The 22232-nt window shown below is 48.4% G+C and carries 20 protein-coding genes and 1 tRNA gene; 14 read left to right on the top strand and 7 right to left on the bottom strand.

Annotation, left to right across the window (positions count from 1 at the left end; all coding sequences use genetic code 11):
- Positions 1 to 67: 67 nt before the first annotated feature.
- Both MPB2EB_RS05505 and thiC read right to left on the bottom strand, forming a co-directional pair.
- The gene (locus MPB2EB_RS05505; protein ID WP_185181362.1) at positions 68 to 286 is read right to left on the bottom strand and encodes a glycine zipper 2TM domain-containing protein; all 219 of its coding nucleotides are present in this window, start codon (positions 284 to 286) and stop codon (positions 68 to 70) included.
- 204 nt (positions 287 to 490) lie between these two features.
- Positions 491 to 2443, bottom strand: a complete 1953-nt coding sequence (gene thiC / locus MPB2EB_RS05500; protein ID WP_185181361.1) for a phosphomethylpyrimidine synthase ThiC — start codon at positions 2441 to 2443, stop codon at positions 491 to 493.
- 390 nt (positions 2444 to 2833) lie between these two features.
- Between thiC and rimP the strand changes: the two genes are divergently transcribed.
- From rimP to truB, 5 genes are all read left to right on the top strand, one after another.
- Positions 2834 to 3268: a ribosome maturation factor RimP gene (rimP, locus tag MPB2EB_RS05495; RefSeq protein ID WP_185181360.1), complete on the top strand. Its 435-nt coding sequence runs from the start codon at positions 2834 to 2836 to the stop codon at positions 3266 to 3268.
- A 12-nt stretch (positions 3269 to 3280) separates the two neighbouring features.
- Positions 3281 to 4756: a transcription termination factor NusA gene (gene nusA / locus MPB2EB_RS05490; protein WP_185181359.1), complete on the top strand. Its 1476-nt coding sequence runs from the start codon at positions 3281 to 3283 to the stop codon at positions 4754 to 4756.
- 92 nt (positions 4757 to 4848) lie between these two features.
- A complete protein-coding gene (infB, locus tag MPB2EB_RS05485) occupies positions 4849 to 7773 on the top strand; it encodes a translation initiation factor IF-2 (RefSeq protein WP_185181358.1) in 2925 nt (974 codons plus the stop codon).
- Positions 7774 to 7787: 14 nt separating this feature from the next.
- Positions 7788 to 8156, top strand: a complete 369-nt coding sequence (gene rbfA, locus MPB2EB_RS05480; RefSeq protein ID WP_185181357.1) for a 30S ribosome-binding factor RbfA — start codon at positions 7788 to 7790, stop codon at positions 8154 to 8156.
- A gap of 38 nt (positions 8157 to 8194) precedes the next feature.
- The gene (truB, locus tag MPB2EB_RS05475) at positions 8195 to 9175 is read left to right on the top strand and encodes a tRNA pseudouridine(55) synthase TruB (protein WP_185181356.1); all 981 of its coding nucleotides are present in this window, start codon (positions 8195 to 8197) and stop codon (positions 9173 to 9175) included.
- A 20-nt stretch (positions 9176 to 9195) separates the two neighbouring features.
- Here truB and MPB2EB_RS05470 read toward each other — a convergent pair whose 3' ends face one another.
- Positions 9196 to 9474: a hypothetical protein gene (locus tag MPB2EB_RS05470; protein WP_185181355.1), complete on the bottom strand. Its 279-nt coding sequence runs from the start codon at positions 9472 to 9474 to the stop codon at positions 9196 to 9198.
- Between the two features lie 165 nt (positions 9475 to 9639).
- Between MPB2EB_RS05470 and ompR the strand changes: the two genes are divergently transcribed.
- The 6 genes from ompR (at position 9640) to MPB2EB_RS05440 (ending at position 14832) form a co-directional block, all read left to right on the top strand.
- Positions 9640 to 10365 carry a two-component system response regulator OmpR gene (gene ompR, locus MPB2EB_RS05465; protein WP_185181354.1) on the top strand — a complete coding sequence of 242 codons (726 nt, stop codon included), beginning with the start codon at positions 9640 to 9642 and terminating at the stop codon, positions 10363 to 10365.
- A 35-nt stretch (positions 10366 to 10400) separates the two neighbouring features.
- Positions 10401 to 11780: an ATP-binding protein gene (locus MPB2EB_RS05460; protein WP_185181353.1), complete on the top strand. Its 1380-nt coding sequence runs from the start codon at positions 10401 to 10403 to the stop codon at positions 11778 to 11780.
- 166 nt (positions 11781 to 11946) lie between these two features.
- Positions 11947 to 12495, top strand: a complete 549-nt coding sequence (locus MPB2EB_RS05455; RefSeq protein WP_185181352.1) for a peroxiredoxin — start codon at positions 11947 to 11949, stop codon at positions 12493 to 12495.
- A 59-nt stretch (positions 12496 to 12554) separates the two neighbouring features.
- Positions 12555 to 13079 (top strand): carboxymuconolactone decarboxylase family protein, encoded by a 525-nt coding sequence (locus tag MPB2EB_RS05450; RefSeq protein WP_185181351.1) that lies wholly within the window; start codon positions 12555 to 12557, stop codon positions 13077 to 13079.
- Between the two features lie 37 nt (positions 13080 to 13116).
- Positions 13117 to 13203 (top strand) — tRNA-Leu (locus MPB2EB_RS05445).
- A 576-nt stretch (positions 13204 to 13779) separates the two neighbouring features.
- On the top strand, positions 13780 to 14832 hold the full coding sequence (locus MPB2EB_RS05440; protein ID WP_185181350.1) for an inosamine-phosphate amidinotransferase 1: 1053 nt from the start codon (positions 13780 to 13782) through the stop codon (positions 14830 to 14832).
- A 418-nt stretch (positions 14833 to 15250) separates the two neighbouring features.
- On the opposite strand, the gene MPB2EB_RS05435 is transcribed toward MPB2EB_RS05440, so the two are convergent.
- Entirely contained in the window at positions 15251 to 15757 is a 507-nt protein-coding gene (locus MPB2EB_RS05435; RefSeq protein WP_185181349.1) for a class I SAM-dependent methyltransferase, read from the bottom strand.
- A 297-nt stretch (positions 15758 to 16054) separates the two neighbouring features.
- A complete protein-coding gene (locus MPB2EB_RS05430; protein WP_185181348.1) occupies positions 16055 to 17137 on the bottom strand; it encodes an ABC transporter substrate-binding protein in 1083 nt (360 codons plus the stop codon).
- A 565-nt stretch (positions 17138 to 17702) separates the two neighbouring features.
- On the opposite strand from MPB2EB_RS05430, the gene tadA reads away from it, so the two are divergent.
- Both tadA and ldcA read left to right on the top strand, forming a co-directional pair.
- Complete coding sequence (gene tadA, locus MPB2EB_RS05425; protein WP_185181347.1) at positions 17703 to 18197, top strand: tRNA adenosine(34) deaminase TadA; 495 nt, start codon at positions 17703 to 17705, stop codon at positions 18195 to 18197.
- Entirely contained in the window at positions 18197 to 19120 is a 924-nt protein-coding gene (gene ldcA, locus MPB2EB_RS05420; protein ID WP_185181346.1) for a muramoyltetrapeptide carboxypeptidase, read from the top strand. The genes tadA and ldcA overlap by 1 nt, the downstream gene beginning before the upstream one ends.
- A gap of 574 nt (positions 19121 to 19694) precedes the next feature.
- Here the strand turns inward: ldcA and MPB2EB_RS05415 are convergent.
- Entirely contained in the window at positions 19695 to 20354 is a 660-nt protein-coding gene (locus tag MPB2EB_RS05415; protein ID WP_185181345.1) for an MBL fold metallo-hydrolase, read from the bottom strand.
- Between the two features lie 79 nt (positions 20355 to 20433).
- Positions 20434 to 20928, bottom strand: coding sequence for a helix-turn-helix domain-containing protein (locus tag MPB2EB_RS05410; protein WP_185181344.1), 495 nt, complete (start codon positions 20926 to 20928; stop codon positions 20434 to 20436).
- A gap of 331 nt (positions 20929 to 21259) precedes the next feature.
- Between MPB2EB_RS05410 and MPB2EB_RS05405 the strand changes: the two genes are divergently transcribed.
- Entirely contained in the window at positions 21260 to 21988 is a 729-nt protein-coding gene (locus tag MPB2EB_RS05405) for a hypothetical protein (RefSeq protein ID WP_185181343.1), read from the top strand.
- The last annotated feature ends 244 nt before the right edge of the window (positions 21989 to 22232 follow it).

Below are 22232 nucleotides of genomic sequence, written 5' to 3'. Positions count from 1 at the left end.
ATCAGTCTAGAGTAACCCACCAGGTGAGAGCAGATTGATATCTGCTCGCCGATGACGCAAGCGCCGTTTATTTTTTCACTTGATTGCCAATCAGGCCGCCGGCAGCAGCGCCACCCAGCGTACTCAGCATATTGCCGCCCAGCGCGGCGCCCGCCACACTGCCGATGCCCGCACCAATGGCGGTATTGCGCTGGCGGGTTGTCATGCTTTCGCAGGCGGTTAGACTTGCAACCATACTGGCAAGAAGAATGGCGGCGCGAATAGATTTGAGTACTTTAAATTCCATGGCGGGGCTTCCTTTGAAGGTGCGCTAAAAAGATCTGTGTAGCTACGGCGCAGTGCCAAGCTATAGATAATCTTACGCCAGAAATTTGCATTGCATCGTATGGATACGCTGATAAATTTGTATTTAAATGTTTCTGCCTACGATACGCTTGCGACGAGCGGTTTTATCCCGCTCGTCGCATTTTTAATGCTAGCGTTATTTTATTTATTGACGCTGATAAATCTCTGCGCCGTTACGCATGAATTCAATGGCTTTTTCGGTTTGGCCTTGAGTTAGCGCCTGTTCGTCCGAAAGCCCCGCTTTGGCGGCGTATTCACGCACATCTTGCGTGATTTTCATGGAGCAAAAATGTGGCCCACACATGGAGCAAAAATGGGCTACTTTGGCGGAGTCTTTAGGGAGCGTTTCATCATGAAATTCACGTGCTTTATCAGGATCTAAGCCCAGATTAAACTGATCTTCCCAGCGAAACTCAAAGCGTGCCTTTGACAGCGCATTATCGCGAATCTGTGCGCCTGGATGCCCTTTTGCCAAATCTGCCGCATGGGCCGCGAGTTTATACGTGATAATGCCTTCTTTTACGTCATTTTTATTCGGCAAGCCCAAATGCTCTTTAGGGGTGACATAGCAGAGCAGGGCAGTTCCAAACCAGCCAATCATGGCTGCGCCAATGCCTGAGGTAATATGATCGTAGCCTGGCGCAATATCGGTGGTGAGTGGCCCAAGTGTATAAAATGGAGCCTCCCGGCACCAATCGAGCTGCAGCTCCATATTTTCTTTGATTAACTGCATTGGCACATGGCCTGGGCCTTCAATCATGACTTGCACATCATGCTTCCAAGCGATTTGCGTGAGCTCCCCCAGGGTTTTTAATTCAGCCAATTGAGCTTCGTCATTGGCGTCGTAAATGGAGCCTGGGCGGAGTCCATCCCCTAGTGAAAAGCTCACGTCATAAGCTTTCATGATTTCGCAAATTTCTTCAAAATGCTCGTAAATGAAACTTTCGCGATGATGGGCCAGGCACCATTTTGCAATAATCGAGCCGCCGCGTGACACAATCCCGGTCATGCGCTTGGCGGTCATTGGCACATAGCGCAGCAGCACGCCAGCATGAATCGTGAAGTAATCCACGCCTTGCTCAGCCTGTTCAATTAACGTGTCACGAAAAATCTCCCAGCTTAGGTCTTCTGCTTTGCCATTGACTTTTTCAAGCGCTTGGTAAATCGGTACTGTGCCAATTGGCACGGGGCTGTTGCGGAGAATCCATTCACGCGTTTCATGAATATTTTTGCCGGTTGATAAATCCATCACCGTATCTGCCCCCCAACGAATGGCCCAAGTCATTTTGTCGACTTCCTCGCCTATCGATGAGCCTAGAGCTGAATTGCCGATGTTTGCGTTGACTTTAACCAAGAAATTGCGGCCGATGATCATCGGCTCGATTTCGGGATGGTTAATATTCGCTGGGATGATGGCTCGGCCGCGGGCGATTTCGTCGCGCACAAATTCTGGCGTAATTTCATAAGCATTGTGCTGCGCGCCTGGCTGACTTGAGAGCGCAGCGCCAAAAGCTTGTCCAGGATGTTGCCGGCCGAGTAGCTCCACCAGCCGCTCACCTTGCGGTCCGCTCGTGCGGAGACTGGCCAGATATTCGGCGCGGCATTGATTTTCGCGGAGTGCAACGAACTCCATTTCAGGGGTGATAAGGCCTTGCCGTGCATAGTGCATTTGACTGACGTTGGCGCCGGCTTTAGCGCGCCGCGGCGCGCGCTTGGAGCCAGTGAACTGCGTCTCGGCGTGCTCCTTATCGGCTGCACGTGCGCGGCCAAAGAGACTCATAGGATGAGGCAGCGCTTCGGTATCGCCACGCTCAAGAATCCAGTTGTCGCGCACTGGCGCTAGACCACAGCGGATATCAATCTGGGCTTGTGGGTCAGTGTACGGGCCGGAAGTATCATAGACGACCAATGGCGGATTTTTTTCCGCGCCAAAATTGCTGGGCGTATCCGCTTGCGAGATCTTACGCATTGGCACGCGTAGATCTGCCCGTGAGCCCGTCACATAAATTTTGCTGGAATTAGGCAGCGGTTGAATGGCGGCGCTATCGACATGGGCGGTGGCGGAAACGAATTTTGGCTTAGCATTTGTAGTTGTCACAATACACTCCAGTTAGCAGTTACGTATGACTTAGTTTTTGGTCGGATTGACATCCATTTTGAAGTCACTAGCATACAGCCTCATTGGTGACGCGCAAAGGACTCGGTTTGGGGGCATTGCGATTTAGCCGTATTATCCGTGTAAAAACTTAAGACATCGAGCATTTTCAGCCGGGCCCTGATGCCGCGATTTTAGATGCGGATTGTCGCTGAGCTGAAAAAAGTATAGAATTATAGACGTAATGGGAGCTTAAGCTCAGCACGACGTAAGTAAGACATGTAGCTAGCAAAAAGATGGGCATCAAGCCCATTTTTTTTTGGAGAGCAAATTGGGATTGCTGCACAGGCCGCTTAAGCCATTTTTCAAGCCGCTTTGCGTGGAGCCAATATAATGCAACTGATAGAAACTACGGTCGCCGGGCTGGGTTATGAGCTGGTGGATATAGAGTATGGCGCGCGTGGCGTGCTGCGTATATTTATTGATCAAGCAGCAGGGATTACAATTGAAGATTGCGCAAAAGTAAGTCACCAGCTACAGCATGTGCTGACGGTTGAAAATGTGGATTACGAGCGCCTCGAAGTGTCATCGCCGGGCTTAGACCGGCCGCTAAAGAAATTAGCCGATTTTGAGCGCTTTGCTGGCAGTGAAGCGGTGGTTACATTGAGAAAAGCACTGACTGGCCGTAAGCAATACCGGGGTGTTTTGCAGCAACCTGAAGGTGAAACGATTAAGCTGCAATTCATAGGCAAAGAGGGCCCAGCGGTGCTGGATTTTACCTTAGCTGACCTTGATAAGGCTCGTCTTGTCCCGCAGATAGAATTTTAGGAGTTATAAGCAATGAGTCGCGAAGTATTGATGCTGGTAGATGCGCTCGCCCGCGAAAAAAACGTCAATAAAGAGGTGGTCTTTGTTGCACTTGAGGCGGCGCTCGCTTCGGCCACGAAGAAATTATACGATGAAGAGGTCGAGATTCGGGTAGCGATCAACCGCACGAGCGGAGAGCACGAAACTTTTCGTCGTTGGCTGGTGGTGCCGGATGAAGCTGGCTTGCAAGAGCCTGATAAACAGATTCTATTATTTGAAGCTCTTGAGCAAATTCCTGAGATCGAAGTGAACGATCATCTTGAAGAGCCGATTGAATCGATTGGGTTTGGGCGGATTGGTGCGCAAGCAGCTAAGCAAGTGATTTTGCAAAAAATTCGTGACGCTGAGCGTGAGCAAATTCTGAGTGATTTTCTGGAGCGCGGCGAAGTTATCCTGACGGGCACGATCAAGCGACTCGATAAAGGCAATTTGATCGTTGAATCGGGGCGTCTTGAAGCGTTACTGCGCCGTGATCAATTGATTCCACGAGATAATTTGCGGGTCGGTGATCGTGTGCGAGCTTGGCTACTTAAAATCGACCGCGTCGCCCGCGGCCCGCAAATTGAGCTCTCCCGCACAGCGCCAGAGTTTCTAGCCAAATTATTCGAAATCGAAGTGCCCGAAATTGAGCAAGGTTTGTTGGAAATTAAATCGGCCGCGCGTGATCCTGGTATGCGTGCCAAGATCGCCGTGGTTGCTTATGATAAGCGGATTGACCCAATTGGCACTTGTGTGGGCATTCGAGGCTCGCGGGTGCAGGCCGTGCGCAATGAACTCGGCGGCGAAAACATAGATATTGTCCTTTGGTCGGAAGATCCAGCTCAATTTGTTATCAATGCATTAGCCCCGGCGGCGGTCCAGTCGATCATGGTGGATGAAGAAAAACATGCAATGGACGTGGTTGTCGACGAGACTGAATTGGCTTCTGCGATTGGCCGTAGTGGACAAAACGTGCGTTTAGCCAGCGAGCTGACGGGTTGGCAAATTAATATCATGACGCCGGACGAGTCCGCTGAAAAGCAAGCGCAAGAGCGCTCAGCTTTACGTGATTTGTTTATCGCTCGTTTAGATGTGGATGAAGAAGTCGCCAACATTTTGCTGGATGAAGGGTTTACTAGCCTGGAAGAAGTTGCCTACGTGCCGCTTAACGAAATGCTTGAAATTGAAGAGCTTGATGAAGCTACGGTGCATGAATTGCGTAACCGAGGACGTAATGCGTTACTGACAATGGCTATTGCAAACGAGGAGAAAGTTGAAAATATCGCCCTTGATTTGAAGACGCTCGAAGGGATGAATTCCGACTTGCTTTCAAAACTGGCTGAGCATCAGATACAAACGCGTGATGAGTTAGCAGAACTGGATGCCAGTGAGCTAATTGAGATTACGGCAATGGATGAAGAAGTCGCGAAAGCTTTGATTATGAAAGCACGTGAACACTGGTTTCAATAACGTCTCGCGTCATATACGCTTAACGAATAAGTTAAGTGAGAGCGTTAAAGAACTGTTTTAGAATGCGATAAATAGAAATGAATGAGGTATGAATGGCGAGCAATAATGTAGCTCAATTTGCCGCGGAACTTAAAATGTCTGCTGGCGTGTTGCTAGAGCAACTGCGTGCGGCTGGCGTTGCGAAACAAAGTACGGATGATGCATTGTCGGAAGCTGACAAGGCGCGTCTGTTGGATCATCTGCGTCGGGTTCACGGTGCGGATGACACAGAAAAACGCAAAATTACGTTGACTCGTAAACAAGTATCCGAAATCAGGCAGTCTGATGCAACGGGCAAGGCTCGTACCATTCAAGTTGAAGTGCGTAAAAAACGTGTCTTTATTAAGCGCGATGAAAGTGCCGGCGTGAGCGAAACGGCCACAGTAGAGGCTACGGAAGCAGATAAAACCGAGTTAGAACAGCGGCGCGAGGAAGAAGCGCGCCGGCAGGCTGAGTTATTTGCTCGTCAGGCCCAAGAACAGCAAGAGCGCCAGGCGCAACTTGCACTTGAAGAAGCCCAGCGTAAGCTGCGCGAGGAAGAGCTTGAAGCCGAACGCCGTCGTGCTGAAGAGGATGCCGCTAAACAGCAGGCTGCTACTGAAGCTGCGGCGCAAGCTAACGTACCCACTCCCCAACCGCCTAGTTCAACTGATGCGGCAACCCAGAATGTGAGCCAAGTGGCGCTAACACCTTCGGCGGTCACAGAGCAGAAAAAAACGCAAGCACCCACTACTGCTGTGCGGGCTGAGTCGCGCCAAGCAGCGCGCAGAGCGGGTGCTGCTATTGCGCAAGAAGCACCGGCACGAGTCGTTGACGAAGCAGAAATCCAACGTCGGCGCGCGGCGGCCGAGGCAGAAGCGCTGGCGATCCGAGAAATGATGAGCACGTCGCGCACCGTAACGCGTGCCGTTGCAGCAAAACCGGCAGCAGCACCGCCCGCAACGGTTGCGGCCAAAGGGACCTTGCATAAACCTACAACGGGCACCGGCGTTAAAAAAGAAGTTAAGCCGGAAGTTAAAAAAACCGCGAGTGTGGCGGCGACAACCGATAAAAAGAAACCTGCAAAGACATCGAGTTGGCAAGAAGATGCGGCTAAACGCCGGGGCATTAAAACTCGCGGCGACGCTAGCGGCGGCATAGACCGTGGTTGGCGTGGCGGTCCTAAAAGCGGGCGTAGGCATCGTGAAGATCAACGCACAGCTTTCCAAGCGCCGAGTGAGCCCATTGTGCGCGAAATTCATGTGCCCGAGACCATTAGCGTGGCGGACCTCGCACATAAGATGTCGGTGAAGGCTTCTGAAGTCATTAAAGTGATGATGAAGCTAGGCCAGATGGTGACAATCAACCAAGTGCTGGATCAAGAAACCGCCATGATTGTGGTCGAAGAATTAGGCCACAATGCGTTAGCCGCTAAATTGGATGATCCTGAAGCGCTACTAATTGTCGGCGACTCCCATGACGCTGAAAAATTGCCGCGGCCGCCAGTGGTGACCGTGATGGGTCACGTGGATCACGGGAAAACTTCATTGCTGGATTATATTCGCCGCGCTAAAGTCGCTTCTGGCGAGGCTGGGGGCATTACACAGCATATTGGCGCATATCACGTCGAAACGCCGCGTGGGGTGATTACCTTCCTGGATACGCCAGGCCATGAGGCGTTTACAGCGATGCGCGCGCGTGGTGCGCAGGCAACGGATATTGTGGTGCTCGTGGTGGCGGCAGATGATGGTGTGATGCCACAAACCAAGGAGGCCATTGCTCATGCCAAAGCGGGTAATGCGCCGCTGGTGGTGGCGATCAATAAAATCGACAAATCTGGCGCGAATGAAGAGCGTGTCAAGCAAGAATTAGTCGCGCAAAGTGTGGTTCCTGAAGAATACGGCGGCGATGCTCCATTTGTGCGGGTTTCTGCTAAAACTGGGGAAGGTATTGACGAATTGCTTGAGCAAATTTTATTGCAAGCAGAAGTGCTTGAGTTGACTGCGCCGGTCACCGCCTTAGCTAAGGGCCTAGTGATTGAAGCTAGGCTGGATAAAGGCCGAGGACCCGTTGCAACCATTTTAGTGCAGTCCGGTACCTTAAAAAGCGGAGACATTGTGTTAGTAGGCGCGGCTTATGGTCGTGTGCGCGCTATGTTGGATGAAAATGGCAAGCCGACGACGCAAGCCGGTCCTTCAATTCCGGTTGAAATTCAAGGGCTGTCCGAAGTGCCTGGCGCCGGCGAAGAAGTTATTGTGCTGCCAGACGAGCGCAAAGCACGTGAGATTGCGCTGTTCCGTCAAGGTAAGTTCCGTGATGTGAAACTCGCTAAACAACAAGCGGCGAAGCTTGAAAGCATGTTTGATCAAATGGCTGAAGGGGCGGTGCAAAACTTGTCCTTGATTATCAAGGCCGACGTGCAAGGTTCGCAAGAAGCACTGATGCACGCGCTGACCAAGCTTTCTACAAATGAGGTGCGGGTCCAAGTTGTACATGCCGCCGTAGGGGGAATCAGCGAATCGGATGTGAATCTTGCGACGGCCTCAAAAGCTGTCGTGGTCGGCTTTAACACGCGGGCGGATGCACAAGCGCGCAGACTTGCCGAAACCAACGGCATTGATATTCGGTATTACAATATTATCTATGATGCGGTTGATGAAATAAAAGCCGCTATGTCGGGGATGCTTGCGCCGGAGAAAAAAGAGGTGATTGCTGGCTTGATTGACGTGCGGCAGGTATTTCGTGTGCCTAAGATTGGCACGGTCGCGGGTTGCATGGTGCTTGAAGGATCTGTTAAACGCTCATCTCAAGTACGTGTGTTGCGCGCTAATGTGGTCATTCATACCGGTGAGCTTGACTCGCTTAAACGTTTTAAAGATGATGTGCGTGAAGTGAAAACGGGCTTTGAATGCGGTCTTTCCGTGAAGAATTTCAATGATATTGTCGAAGGTGACCAACTGGAAGTCTTCGAAATTACTGAAGTTGCCCGCACGTTATAAAAGCTGCCTACGTTATGTCTAGAAAACGCAGTACCCCTGAGCGCATTAATCGCATCGCAGATCAAATCCAACGCGATTTATCGGAAATGATTACGCGTGGCGAAGTGAAAGATCCGAGGATTGGTTTTGTCACGCTACAAAGCGTAGAGCTGACGCCTGACTATGCCCACGCCAAAGTATGGTTCACGACGCTCTCAGGGGATCCAAAAGCGTCTGGCACAGCTTTAAACCATGCGGCGGGGCATTTACGTAATTTATTATTCAAACGCTTACATATCCACACCGTGCCTACACTTCATTTCATATTTGATGAGACACTTGAAAAAGCGGCTGAGCTCTCGCAATTAATTGATCAAGCGAATACCGTGCGCGCGAAGGATTAAGGTATTGGATAGTCAAACACTATCAATCCAACCCAGTTATGGCGTTTCCTATTCAATCAAGCAAACCGGCCCGACACGCGCTTGATGGCGTACTACTGCTTGATAAACCCCTTGGTCTTTCGAGCAATGAAGCATTGGTCCGCGCCAAACGCTTACTCTTGGCTAAAAAAGCCGGACACACAGGCACCCTTGATCCCCTTGCGTCGGGCTTATTGCCGCTTTGCTTTGGAGAAGCCACAAAATTCTCCAATGATTTACTGAATGCAAGTAAATGCTATGAGGCGACTTTAGTCCTTGGTGCGTGTACGACAACTGCGGATGCGGAAGGTGAAATAATTCAGAGCCGCTCCGTCAAGTGCGAGCTAAAAGCCGTGCATGAAGCGCTGGCGCGCTTTCGCGGCGAAATATGGCAAGTCCCACCCATGTATTCAGCGCTTAAACGAGATGGCAAGCCGCTCTATGAATATGCGCGTGCGGGCTTGACACTTGAGCGAGCAGCGCGTCCAGTCACGATTGAAAAGCTTGAACTCATCAGTTGCACGCTACCGGCGCAAGCGCAAACCGATCCATGCGCGACAGGGACGCTACAAATACGCGTGCAATGCAGTAAAGGAACCTATATTCGTGTGTTAGCGGAAGATATCGGCGAAGCGCTCGGTTGTGGGGCTTATTTAGGTGCGCTGCGTCGTACGGGCGTGGGTGTATTAAAGCTTACCGATGCGATCTCTCTGGAGCGACTTGCAAGCGCTGAGCATCCCGCGCGCCTAACCCACTTGCGGCCTACGGATACGTTGCTCTCTACGTATTCAACGATACAACTTACTGCTGTGCTCGCGCACCGTTTTAAGCAAGGACAGCGCTTACCCGCTGAATTAATGCTTGAGTCGGCGTGCATCAATTTACCCCCGTCGGCCGCTGCTGCGCTGGTGCGGGTATATGATGAAAAGTCTCAATTTTTAGGGACCGCACGTTTAACCGAAAAGATCTTGGCGCCAGAAAGATTGATTGCAAACTCATAAATCAATCTTAAAAGGGGGCGTCAACGTTTGTATATTTCTCGCACGGCGTTTTCAATATGTTGCCGTAGTAAGCGGCGCTCTTCAAGATTCATTACATTTTTATAGCGGCGTTCATGAGAATTAGATAAAGGAGGAGGCTGCTGGATTGAGTTTACGGTTGTAGTGGGTGGACTACAATTGCGGCTGTTGCTGGGTATGCCGTGAGGGTCTGGCGAGCAAGGCAAATGGGTTGCATAGGTCGTGCAGGTATAGCTAAAAAGCGCGATGCTAAGCCAACTTGTGTTCAACCAGCGAAGCATAATTCCTCATCCTTATTGACTCATCTCAATCTACTCAAGTGTACGCGTGGTACTCTAACGATCGTGACTTGAGCCGTATCATTTTTGTAATCTTTTGTAATGCCTTTGTTATCAGTTGATGAATGTTTAAAATAAATTAATTTTGATTCACAATAAAATATAGCTATGGAAAACAAAAACCCACCGAAAATACTGGTAGTGGACGACGACCCACGGCTGCGTGATTTGCTGCGCCGCTATCTTGGCGAACAAGGTTTTAATGTCTATGTTGCTGAAAACGCAACCGCGATGAATAAACTTTGGATGCGAGAACGCTTTGATTTATTGGTGCTTGATCTGATGTTGCCGGGTGAAGATGGCTTATCTATCTGCCGGCGCTTAAGAGGCGGTGATGAGCGTACTCCCATCATCATGCTCACCGCCAAAGGCGAAGATATTGATCGCATCGTTGGCCTTGAAATGGGCGCAGATGATTATCTGCCTAAACCCTTTAACCCGCGCGAGCTGGTGGCGCGCATTCATGCAGTACTCCGGCGCCAAGCCCCAGCGGAATTGCCTGGCGCACCCTCTGAAACGAGTGAAATGTTTCAGTTTGGAGATTTTTCTTTAAATCTGGCAACGCGTACCCTCAGCAAAAACAATCGAGAAATTCCGCTGACTACAGGGGAGTTTTCGGTGCTTAAAGTATTTGCCCGCCATCCGCGCCATCCATTATCGCGCGAGAAACTGATGGAATTGGCGCGTGGCCGTGAATATGAGGTCTTTGATCGCAGCTTAGATGTACAAATCTCGCGTTTGCGCAAGCTGATTGAACCTGATCCGAGTAGCCCTCGCTTTATCCAGACCGTATGGGGTCTAGGCTATGTTTTCATTCCGAATGGAGCGACATGATTGGCATGATTGATTAGAGCGATAAGACCCAGCGTATGCGAATTAATCGACACTTGATAGCGCTTGCCTTCGGCGGGCTTTTCTGGCGCACATTTCTTCTAATTGCGCTCCTGATCGCGCTAAGCGTTGCGGCGTGGTTCCAGATTTTTCGTATGATTGAGCGTGAGCCGCGCGCACAGCGTATTGCATTGCAATTGGTCTCGGTGGTTAAATTGACCCGCGCAGCTTTACTCTATTCGGATCCTGACTTGCGCCGTGCCTTATTGCAAGACCTAGAAAGTAACGAAGGCGTTAGAGTTTATCCACGCGAATTGACCGATCAATACAAATTTCAGCCGGACCAAACGCTATACCGATTGATAGAAACCGAAGTCCGTCGGCGTCTAGGGCGAGATGTGATTATTGCTCAATCAGTCAATCGTATCCCCGCGGTATGGGTTAGCTTTAAGATCGATGACGATAATTACTGGATTGCCCTTGAGCGGGAGCGACTGGATAACGTGTCGGGCTTGCAGTGGCTAGGGTGGAGCGTTTTTGCGCTCGCGGCGTCATTATTGGGCGCTGCATTGATTACGAATCTAGTGAATCGCCCGATTGCGCGTTTAGCCTCGGCCGCGCGCCAAGTTGGTTCGGGACAGACGCCTAAGCCATTGCCGGAGCGTGGTCTAGGTGTTGCAGCGGCAACCAACCGTAGTTTTAACCAGATGGTGCGCGACCTTGAGCAAGTCGAGGCGGATCGTGCGTTCATGTTGGCTGGCATTTCGCATGACTTGCGCACGCCACTTGCGCGCTTGCGGCTTGAAATTGAAATGAGCCCAGCCGATGACACGATCAAACGCGCGATGGTTGATGATATAGAGCAGATGGATCATATCATTGGTCGTTTTCTCGATTATGCGCGTCAAGCTCAGCGCACAACTGTATCGGTTGATCTGTCGCGCCTAGTCCGTGAGGCAGCAGCTCGCCTTGCCTACGAAAAGGATATAGAGATTACCGTCGACTTAGCCGATGCAGCGATCATTGAAGCTGATTTACTGGATGTGCGCCGTATTTTAGCCAATTTACTGGGAAATGCGCGCAAATATGGGCGCAGCGAAGCCGACCGAATTGCGCATATCTCACTCATTACACGTAGCCAGCATGGGCAAGTTCAATTAATTGTGCATGACCGTGGACCCGGCATTCCAGCCGATCAACTTGAGCTGGTTACACGCCCATTTTACCGAGTGGATACTGCACGCAGCCAGGCCGATGGAACCGGCTTAGGGATGGCGATTGTGCTACGTTTAGTGAGCCGCCATCATGGTGTGCTACGGCTTCAAAATCGTGAACCAGGGCCTGGACTTGAAGCCGCGGTCACTTTTCCTGCCTCGCGCTTAACGAGCCACCCTGAGAACGGAAGCCGGATAGAATAAATTAACCGGCTGCCCTCGATGGAGGGTCTCCTCTAATTGCTAAAATCACTGGACTATTTAGTTAAATACTATTGGATTTTATAATTAATAGGTTTACACTTAAGTCTAGTTGCTTAAGTCACTTTAAGTTCCAATGTATTTCCAACCCACGCACAGGAGTTTCTATATGAAAACAGTTGGTGACAAACTCGAAGCATTTTCCATTGCTGCAGCTAAGCCTGGATTCAACCACCACGAAGAAAATGGGCAGTCAGCATTTGAAACCATCACTGAACAGTCTTTTCCGGGTAAGTGGAAAATTATTTATTTTTATCCAAAAGACTTCACTTTCGTTTGCCCAACCGAGATTGTTGAGTTTGGCACATTGGTTAAAGACTTCGCCGATCGTGATGCGGTTTTGCTGGGCGGCAGCGTTGACAATGAATTTGTCAAACTCGCTTGGCGGCGAGAGCATAAAGATCTAGATAAACTGAACCACTACGCGTTTGGCGATGTGAGAGGGGAGTTGATCGATCAGCTCGGCATTCGCGACCGTGAAGCTGGCGTAGCGTTGCGCGCCACATTTATTGTAGACCCGGACAATGTCATTCAACATGTCTCCGTCAATAATCTAAACGTTGGCCGCAATCCACAGGAAATCTTGCGCGTTTTAGATGGTTTGCAAACAGATGAGCTTTGCCCATGCAATCGGACCGTCGGTGGCGCAACCCTGTAACGTGAACTTACAAAAAAGCTCGTGGCTGCGAGCTTTTTTTAACTAGTGAAGGTTATCCAATGGAATTTTTAAATACAATCAAGGACTTGATTCCTGATTACGCGAAAGATATTCGTCTAAATATTGATGGCACGATCGCTCGCTCTTCACTGGAAGGGAGTGACGCAATTAGCGTGGCATTAGCGGCTGCATTTGCGGCAAAAAGCAGCAAAATCGTGGACATCATCAAACGTTCAGGCCAATTATCCGCCGCAGAACAAAATGGTGCATTAACCGCTGCTGCATTGATGGGTATGAATAATACTTGGTACCCCTATTTGGAGATGGCTGACAGTCCAGAGCTAAAAGGGCAACCAGCAGGGCTCAGAATGAATGCTTATGCACAGCATGGCGGCGTAGATAAGCGGCGTTTTGAAATGTACGCATTAGCCGCGTCAATTGTCGGTAAATGTCACTTTTGCGTAAAAGCACACTTTGATACGCTGATTAAAGAAGGCATGAGCACGGCGCAACTGCGAGATGTAGGAAGAATTGCAGCGGTAATTCAGGCCGCGGCTCTAGTAATAGTAGCGGAGCAAGGATGAATCAGCTACAATAACTAGCTTGACTGTAAAGCAGTACGCGAGGGTGGCGAAATTGGTAGACGCACCAGGTTTAGGTCCTGACGCCAGCAATGGTGTGCGGGTTCGAGTCCCGCCCCTCGCACCATAAAATTCTTATAAATCAAAGACTTGGGGTTTTTGGTTGGTCACTTTTCACCCCTCATTTCTGATCAGAAATGACAGCATTTTTTGAGCAAAAAGCGCAATAGATTTTTCTCCTGCCCGCATTGGATGTTCGCCAGCCGATAGTATCATTGATGCATAGGTGTGTCGACATTGGTCCATAGTTAAGAAAAGAACAATAAAACAAAAAAACATTTTTCTTATTTTTCTAGAGCAGCGTTACTAATATCCTTTAAGTCCTCTTGTATCAGGTCGATATGTTCGACCGGAATCAGCTTCAAAACAGCGGGGTGCTAGACAACACAGCAGAAGTTCGGGAATAAAAGCCTAGGTCAGTACGTCAAACAAGGCTATATTTTTTGAAATATGCGCAATTTACGACTATGATTTCTCTCAGCATAAAATTTCTGTAGGCAATGTCTTTACCTGCAAGAGATTTTTTTCATCGAAGGAGGTGCCGCGAGGGGGTAGCGAAATAAGAGAAAATATTTTTTCTCAAAATAAGTCATGGCTTAAATTTTCCATTAAAAATTTAAATTTTAAATTGAGAGGGGATTTAATGAAAGAAAATAATTTAGTCAATTCACATAATGAATGGGATGAATTAGAAGAAATCATTGTCGGTAGCGCTCAACTTGCTAGGGTCCCAGAAAAAGATAAAGGAATGGTGGCCGCTTCTATTGGCGGTGGCTATGATTATTTCGACCCTAATATTTCAGAATTTTTCCCTGAATATATCTTGCAGGAGACTGAGGAGGATATTGAAAATTTTACTTCTGAATTAAAGAAACTTGATATCAAAGTTAGGCGTCCAGAAGATATTTCTATAAATAATTTTTCTACTCCTGACTGGCATTGTGATTCTTTTTTCCCATATTGCCCCCGAGATGTTTTATTGACCGTGGGTAATTCAATAATTGAAACACCTAATTTATTTAGATCCAGATATTTTGAGACGATCGCTTATAAAGAGACCCTGATTGAGTTTATGCAATCGGGGGCCCGCTGGATTTCTGCCCCTAAGCCCAGGCTGCTAGACCACGGATACAACATGCAGGATAAAGCGCAGCTGAGTCTAAATAATCATGAACCCGTATTTGATGCCGCCAATGTGATTCGTGCGGGTCGCGACTTATTTTATTTGGTATCTGATTCCGGTAATAGACTTGGTATGCAGTGGCTACAAAATGCGGTAGGCCATGATTATACTGTCCACGAACTATCACCCAGTATATATTCTTCCGTCCATATTGACTCGACACTCTCTTTTTTGCGTCCAGGATTGTTGTTGGCTAATCCGGCACGTGTCAATGAAGATAATATTCCCGACATATTGAAGAAATGGGAAATTATTTACGCACCGAAGATGACAGAATATAGTTATTCAGACATTAAGCCATCATCTTCAAAATGGTTGGGGATGAATTTGTTAATGCTCTCACCTACTCTCGCTGTGGTAGACAAGCATCAAACTGAACTCATTAAACTGTTAGAAAAGCGAGGGATTGATGTACTACCTACCTTATTGCGTCACGGGCGGACATTAGGGGGGGGCTTTCATTGTATAACCCTAGATGTGCGCAGAAAGAGCAAATTGGAAAGCTATTTCTGATTGTCGCCCTCCTTTGCTGGTAAAGTGCCGCTTAGGGGTAGGAGCAGAGGATCGCACTCTCACGGGTGCGATCCTCTCGTTGAGGGCCATTTCGTAGATGCTGGGTGATTTGCTTACATGCGCTTAAGTTTTTAGTGTAAGTCACTTTTTATTCCTGATGTATTTTCCGCAATGTCCGTAATAGCATTTTGTGCTGTAAATGAATTCAACACAGCCTTCTTTTTGATATGCCTCAAAAAGATTGTTCGCCGCTTGCATCATGGCTTCATAATTGGGTTGCCCTGATTTTGGTATGAAAGAGATAGACAGTAAGCGTCCTAAAAAACTATTCTTATCTAATTTTTGTTGGTGGGTAAATTCAGCAAAATGAACGCTTGTCGGCGTAAAGAATTTTTGGATTTCCTCTTCATCTATCTTGTTAGGATTGATCTCTTGATAGCCAGTGCCATACTGATTTAAGAGTCGCCATCAATGGCGATGCTTCAAGCAGCCGCACATTCCAAATCAGCATGCACAAACCACCCGGCTTAAGAATGCGGTTAAATTCCTGCTTTACCCTCTCTTTATCGAACCAATGAAATGCTGTCGCGACGGTAATGCTGTCTACGCTATGGTCGCTCAAACCTGTCGCCTCAGCAGTGGCATTTACGCTCATAAAGTTTGCATAATCAGCCAATTGTTGTTCTGCTTTTTCTCTCATTTGCGCATTAGGTTCAATACCCAATACTTTGTATTGATCATCAAGTAGCAGTTTGGCGAATATGCCGGTGCCTGAGCCAATATCTGCGACTACCTCGCCAGGTTTAAGTCGTCCTTCTTTTTTGAGAAGATTTATCACAGCAACAGGGTAGGCAGGACGATATTTCGCGTAATACTCGACCGTGTTACTAAATCTCGTAGTGGGGTTAAATTTTTCTTCTTGCATTAAAATTAACTGGTTTTTAATCTAATAAAAACAGGAAGTCTACGTAACGTCAGCGCCCAAAGATGGCTACGGAGTTGCTAGTTGATCGATTCTGGTTGCAGATCGAGGGCGCGACAAAAAAACATCTAAATTAAATGAGTAGACGAGTAATTTAGCAGCAAGCGCTGAGTTGTGCCAGTAGTTTGGGGATGATCCACATTGATGGAAATTAAAATCCAATCTGAGCAACGCTCGCGGGAAATAAAAAAGAGATAAATATTTAAGAGAAAGGAAGAGATTAAATAGTTAAATGTTTATTTAATCTATTACCCACTGATTAAAGCGTTCGATAGCTGCCCTCTGAGTTTCAAGCCAGTACGAGGCGTTGATAAACAAGCCTTTTTTAAGGTTATCTGGATAAGTTTGGAGAAGCTTGGTTCGCTTTGGATCAATATAATTAAAAGCGTCAGGGTGTGTTGGTCCAATCGCATGCGTAGCAAGAAGTGCCTGCCGCTTTGGATCTGAAGTGAATTTAATGAATTCACGGCACGCATTAACGTTAGGTGTCCCCTTCAAAATTGTCCAATTTTCATACCCGTAGAGATGTTGATTCCATGAAAATGCCAGCGGTAGGCCAGCGTCGATTGCTAGTTGTGCCTTAGAAATAAAAACCGGTATTAAATCTACCTCGCCAGAGTTTAGTAGGTGTTCGCTTTGTGCCCCCCTTGTCCACCAAACATTAATGTGCGGCTTAATTTTATCGAGGCTAAGAAATGCCTGGTTAAGGTTACAAGGATAAATTTTATCTGGAGACATGCCACTAGCCATCAGGGCTATCTCTGTGGTTTCAAACGGCAGCTTGCGCAGACTGCGGCGACCCGGGAAAGTGTTTATGTTCCAGAAATCTTCCCATGTCTGAGGTTGTCTTTTTCTAAAAATATCTGTTCGATACGCGAGCACAGTTGTATATACATTCGTTCCAACCCCATAAGGGGATATAAACTGTGGCGCAATCTTTGAAACAATTGGATCGCTCCCAAGTCTATGCTCTTCCAGGTAAATATGCTTGCCTGTGGTCAGGAACAAGACGGACCGATGATTCAGATTTGTGATATCCCATAAGTAACGTTCTGTTTCGACCATCGTTTGAATTTGTGTGGTGGGTTCTGGATCTGATGCAACACCAATAACCTCAATACCGGTTTTCTGTTTGAATGGTTCATAGAACACTTCTTTATATAGCCGAGAGAGAAGTCCGCCTGAATCTCGAATGACGATTTGCCTCTTTGGAGACGTCTTAGAGCGAGTCCAAACGAAAGGCGCGTAGACCGCAGCACCTACTGTCAACAGCTTGATTATGGTACGACGGCCCAGACTTTTAGGCTGATTTTCATTATCCATGTTAATAATGATCTCAAGGCGCCAACGAAGGGAAAAGTAGCGTGTTTTGCGTTAGTTTATCTGAGAAAATAGGCAATTTAGCCACGATCAATCCAAGCGATTGCCTGACTGCTGGCGAATGTGGCCTACCTCATCTGATGTTCCTCGAGGGCAAGCTCACTTACATGCTCTAGTCTCTTGTTAGAGTCTACCCTGCTGGGCAAGGTGGAGGTGGATGGAGTGTAGCGCCTTCGCTTCGTTCTGGTGAGTTGTGTGGGACGCTTGGGATTCACTTTTTTGTAATCAAGACAATCTCCTTGGCTGGTATCATTACTGTTTTCGACGGCGTACCAAGAGAGATTTTCTGGACATGGTATTTGTCACCCTACACCAATATAAACCTTTGTCACTACTGGCGTTGCATCGGTCATGGCTAATTGAGCGTGGGATAACTAAGCTTACAGAAAATGATGACTGACTACATGGCACCGCAAGATGCTACGAACGACCTCCAGTTTAGGCTGAAAAAACGGCTCTTAACATTGAAGCGACGATATATTCTGGGTAGCGATCTGCTGCGGCAAATATGATGGCACCTTACACTGAACAGGATACGCATTTTATGGCGCTGGCTCTTACCGCTGCGCGTGAAGCCCAGAGCAGTGGTGAAGTGCCAGTGGGGGCTGTGGTTGTGTATGATAAACAAGTGATTGCGACCGGTTTTAATCAGCCTATTGGTCAACATGATCCATCTGCGCATGCTGAAATGAACGCGCTGCGCGCTGCAGCGCAGGCACTTGGCAATTACCGCTTACCCGAATGTGAGCTCTATGTAACGCTCGAACCTTGCCTGATGTGCGCAGGGGCGATGATCCATGCGCGGATTGCGCGGGTCGTGTTTGGCGCGTACGATCCTAAAACCGGGGTAGGGGGGAGTGTGTTAGATGTATTTTCTAATACGCAATTGAATCATCAGACCAGAATCAGTGGCGGAGTGCTGGCTCCGGAGTGTGCGCAATTATTGACCCGTTTTTTTGCGGATCGACGGTGCGCATTACGAGCTGCACGGCGGTTAAAGTAATGAACAAAAATTTTAACGTAAGTTTAGTCGCGCCATCCGGTTATCCGCTAGAAGCGAGCACTGTGCACCGTGGGCTTGAGCGGTTGTGTGCATATGGTTGTGCCCTTGAGCATACGGCAGCCGCGCAGCGACGTTTTCAGCGGTTTGCGGGCACTGATGAGGAGCGCGCGGCTGATCTCAATCGATTGATTGACCCAGCGCAGGAGCGCCCAGATATTGTGCTTGCAGTGCGCGGTGGCTATGGCGCAACGCGGATTTTACCTAAGCTAGATTACGCCGGGCTACGGCGCCGCTTTGCAGGCACGTCAACGGCATTTGTGGGTCATAGTGACTTTACGGCAATTCAAATGGCGTTGTTGGCTCGTTCCGGTTTAATCACCTTTGGCGGTCCGACTTTATGCAGCCATTTTGGTGCTGAAACGATGCCTGAATTTACTTTGCATCATTTTTGGCAAGCCCTGGAGTCTGCACAAATTCAGTTAACCAGTAACGTGTGTCAGGCGCAGTCGGTCAACGTCAGCGGCACGCTCTGGGGCGGAAATTTGGCGGTGCTTGTATCATTAATTGGTACCCCGTATCTGCCACAAATCGAGGGTGGCATACTGTTTATCGAAGATATTAATGAGCATCCGTTTCGACTGGAGCGGATGGTGTATCAGTTACATTTTGCTGGCGTGCTGGCCCGTCAGCAGGCACTGGTACTCGGTGATTTTAGCGGAATTCGGCTAGCGCCACATGATAACGGCTACGATTTTATGGCGATGGTTGAGCAGATACGGACTGTCATTGGGATTCCAGTTGTGACCGGTTTGCCATTCGGGCATTGCGCTGATCTGGTCACTTTGCCAGTGGGCGCGTCTGCGCAGTTGGTTGCGCATGCGCAAGGCTTTAGGTTGACGGTGAGTGACTATCCACACTTATAAAAAATTAGGCTGTGTCAAGTAAGAAATTTTTTTCTGAGACTAGAACGTAACGGCCATAGCAGTGGTAGAATCCGCGTTTCACTCCTGCCGGGGTGATGAAATTTGGTAAACATAGCGGACTTAAAATTTGAGTGCCTGACTGGAAACGGTCAGCGTAGAACCCTTCAAATTCGGTGAACCCCCTGGTGCATGCACCGAGGCAATGCCGAGCCAAGTCTTTTGTGCCGGGTATTATAGGCGTAAGAGAAAGGTGTAGAGACTAGACGGAGGGCGCCTACTGCGCGTGAGCGTTAAGGCGAAGGCATAGTCCAGCGCACAAACAGCAGTTATGCTGGCGTTTAAAGACGTAGTGTGAAGAAAATCCGCCGCCTTCGGGCTTGCCGGTTCGAGTCCGGTCCCCGGCACCAGCTTGCTTTTTGACTGAAGCAGCATCTATCAGCGCGCTTCAGCGTATTTCATTAGATTTTTTATACCGTTCTGATACTTCAGTCTGTCAGCCGTAATTTTTGGCATGGGTGTGCTGTATTTGCACTCGTCAGGGGCGCAGGTCACCGGCGCGCTTATAAAGTTATTCCTAACCGACGCTAGCGGATGAAATGACTTCATCTGCAACATAGGGATTCGTTTTTCGCTCTTGCCCAAAAGTAGAGGTGCGGCCATGTCCTGGAATGAAGGTCACGTCATCGCCCAGAGGCCATAGCTGGCTTTGGATGGAATGGATCAACTGGGCCCGATTGCCGCGTGGAAAATCGGTGCGGCCTATGGCGTGGGCAAATAATACATCACCTACCATGGCTAAGCGTTGCGCTCGGCTAAAGAAAATAATGTGCCCCGGTGTGTGGCCTGGACAATGATAGACTTCTAGCGTTTCTTTTCCAAAATGCACTCGATCTCCGTTTTCTAGCCAGCGATCTGGCGCAAATACGCTAGCAGGCGGAAAACCAAAACGGATACTTTGCTCGGGCAATAAGTCTAGCCAAAAACGCTCCTCTTTATGAGGCCCTTCAATCGGAACATGATATTTGTGCGCCAGCTCCTGCGCACCGCCGCAATGATCAAGGTGGCCATGTGTGAGAAAAATTTTCTCTAATTTCACGCCTGCCTTTTCGAGGTATTCCTCGATTTGCTCTAAATCTCCGCCAGGGTCTATCACAGCAGCGTGCTGACTGACCTCACAGATCAGTACAGTGCAGTTTTGCTTAAAAGGCGTAACCGGAATGATTCTAGTTTTCATGGCAATTAAAACGATGCTTAGGGCTTATCCTAGACGGGCATAGTAACGGATGCTGTTCGATTTTTCTTGTATGGGTTGGTTAGGGCGCGCTAGTTTTTTGTGGTTTCTTATGCGGGAACGTCTGACACAGCTCTAAATAAGCTCCTAAAACGCTATCAAGCGCGACTACAACGTTATTGGGTAAGGCGCTCACTGTATCCGCATCGATTAATTTTTGAATCAATTGGCGCACAGCCATTGAAAGATTTTCATGTTGACTGATTAATTTTTGCTCAAGCGCTGATAAGGGTTGGCTTTTTCTGGCGCGTTTGCGAGCAGACATTGCTTCGTCCCCAAATTGTAGCCACTCTGGCGATACGCCTAGTGCTTTAGCAACAGAAGGCAGTCGATTTCTATGCGGCGCTGTGCCCCCTTTATCTTCAGGGCGTTCCCAGTGCTGAACCGCCTGCCAACTTTTAACGCCTACTTTCTGGGCAAGCTCTTCTAGCGAAAATTTTTTTTCTAGGCGTTTTTGTTTGATTCGTGCATGTATATCCATGTCATACAATGTACCCGCCAGAAAAAATAGCGTCACTGCAAATTTTTCTTGTTAAGCAAAAATAACTGGCATATATTGATGCCTGAGAGGGTTTTAGGGCGAGTCCTTGAGCCGCTTTTCTACCTTAAACCACTGAAAATAAAGTGAGAAAAGGAAAATGTTGGATTTCCCAAGAGGGCGTCACGAGGGAGGGGAAATCAGTGTGATAAACCATTTGCAGCGAATAATAGGAAGCGCTGATGTTGACGATTAGCTCACCGGCTTTGACCAGGAGCGGGCGAGGGAAATTATATACCTTCCTGCCTTATTATCTATTGAATGCCTCAATTTTTGTAACCCGGGAGGTTTTTTGCGCGCAGGAGTTCATATGAGCCAAATTGCCCGTAAATTTAGCGTGGAAGAGATTAAAGCGAGGCTCGCCTTATGTTTGAATGCTCAAAACCCTCCCAGCGCGCCGCTCTCAGAGGGTTTGCCTGTCACTGCGGCAACTCAATCTGCTCAAACGCAACCGCAACCGTCAAATCCGAGCGAGTGTTTAGTGCAAGATTACCGCTTAGGGGAGCGCTTGATTGAACTGCATTCAAATAATCTACGTCGGCTTGCATTACTTGAGTTAATCACATCAATCCGAGCACAAGTCAGATTTGATGGACTTTCCAGCACAGCATTATATATTTTGCGCAAGCCGGATATTGAAAAATTGATCAGCCGATTACTCGCAATGAATTCAGTGTGCGTATTAATTCGCGCGCATACGTTAAATTTTCGGTGTGAGCATATTGAATCAATGGAATGGGAAGAAGCTGCGTTACAGTATTTTGTGCGAGCGCAAGCAAGCCTGCCTTTGCTACGTAGCGTTTTTCCGCAAGTGACGCGCGCCCAGGTTGGCCGATTACGCAAGGCATTAGCGGTAGCTCCACCGTCTAAAGCGGCCCATCTATCGCTGCCACAGCTCCAGGAGATTTATCGTATATGGCAAAGAATTTGCCAAGAGCGCGAAGACAATCGTGAACGGTACATCGAGCTCCATGGTGAATTTCCACAGTTCACGTTGACTACATTGTGCGCCGCCTTGAATGTTAAAGTGAGGAAGTAATGGGCCGGACAGATATATTGTTGAGTGAACTGAATGATTTTGAGCGGCAATTCAATCGCTTTTGGATGAGCGCAGCGGGGCTGCATGTCTTATATTTTGCGTGTTGGGTTTATTATTTTAAAGCCATTGTATGGCTTTGGTTACTGATGATTGAATCCAATCACACGAGTCCGCGCTGCTCGTCTGCGTACCCGATAAGGCATGATGATGGCCTCTAACGCGCCCCACTGACAAAAACAACGCA

Origin of the sequence: Mycoavidus sp. B2-EB (assembly GCF_014218255.1) — a bacterium.
Lineage (GTDB): Bacteria > Pseudomonadota > Gammaproteobacteria > Burkholderiales > Burkholderiaceae > Mycoavidus.
Note: the sequence above shows the minus strand (reverse complement) of the source record. Positions and strands in the feature narration are given on the sequence as shown.

Coding starts and splice junctions, on each gene's coding strand:
- truB (WP_185181356.1), top strand. CDS start 8,195: ATGGCGTTTCCTATTCAATCAAGCAAACCGGCCCGACACGCGCTTGAT.
- MPB2EB_RS05450 (WP_185181351.1), top strand. CDS start 12,555: ATGGAATTTTTAAATACAATCAAGGACTTGATTCCTGATTACGCGAAA.
- MPB2EB_RS05455 (WP_185181352.1), top strand. CDS start 11,947: ATGAAAACAGTTGGTGACAAACTCGAAGCATTTTCCATTGCTGCAGCT.
- rbfA (WP_185181357.1), top strand. CDS start 7,788: ATGTCTAGAAAACGCAGTACCCCTGAGCGCATTAATCGCATCGCAGAT.
- MPB2EB_RS05470 (WP_185181355.1), bottom strand. CDS start 9,474: ATGCTTCGCTGGTTGAACACAAGTTGGCTTAGCATCGCGCTTTTTAGC.
- MPB2EB_RS05405 (WP_185181343.1), top strand. CDS start 21,260: ATGAGCCAAATTGCCCGTAAATTTAGCGTGGAAGAGATTAAAGCGAGG.
- tadA (WP_185181347.1), top strand. CDS start 17,703: ATGATGGCACCTTACACTGAACAGGATACGCATTTTATGGCGCTGGCT.
- ldcA (WP_185181346.1), top strand. CDS start 18,197: ATGAACAAAAATTTTAACGTAAGTTTAGTCGCGCCATCCGGTTATCCG.
- MPB2EB_RS05505 (WP_185181362.1), bottom strand. CDS start 286: ATGGAATTTAAAGTACTCAAATCTATTCGCGCCGCCATTCTTCTTGCC.
- infB (WP_185181358.1), top strand. CDS start 4,849: ATGGCGAGCAATAATGTAGCTCAATTTGCCGCGGAACTTAAAATGTCT.
- MPB2EB_RS05440 (WP_185181350.1), top strand. CDS start 13,780: ATGAAAGAAAATAATTTAGTCAATTCACATAATGAATGGGATGAATTA.
- ompR (WP_185181354.1), top strand. CDS start 9,640: ATGGAAAACAAAAACCCACCGAAAATACTGGTAGTGGACGACGACCCA.
- MPB2EB_RS05460 (WP_185181353.1), top strand. CDS start 10,401: ATGCGAATTAATCGACACTTGATAGCGCTTGCCTTCGGCGGGCTTTTC.
- MPB2EB_RS05430 (WP_185181348.1), bottom strand. CDS start 17,137: ATGGATAATGAAAATCAGCCTAAAAGTCTGGGCCGTCGTACCATAATC.
- MPB2EB_RS05435 (WP_185181349.1), bottom strand. CDS start 15,757: ATGCAAGAAGAAAAATTTAACCCCACTACGAGATTTAGTAACACGGTC.
- MPB2EB_RS05415 (WP_185181345.1), bottom strand. CDS start 20,354: ATGAAAACTAGAATCATTCCGGTTACGCCTTTTAAGCAAAACTGCACT.
- nusA (WP_185181359.1), top strand. CDS start 3,281: ATGAGTCGCGAAGTATTGATGCTGGTAGATGCGCTCGCCCGCGAAAAA.
- rimP (WP_185181360.1), top strand. CDS start 2,834: ATGCAACTGATAGAAACTACGGTCGCCGGGCTGGGTTATGAGCTGGTG.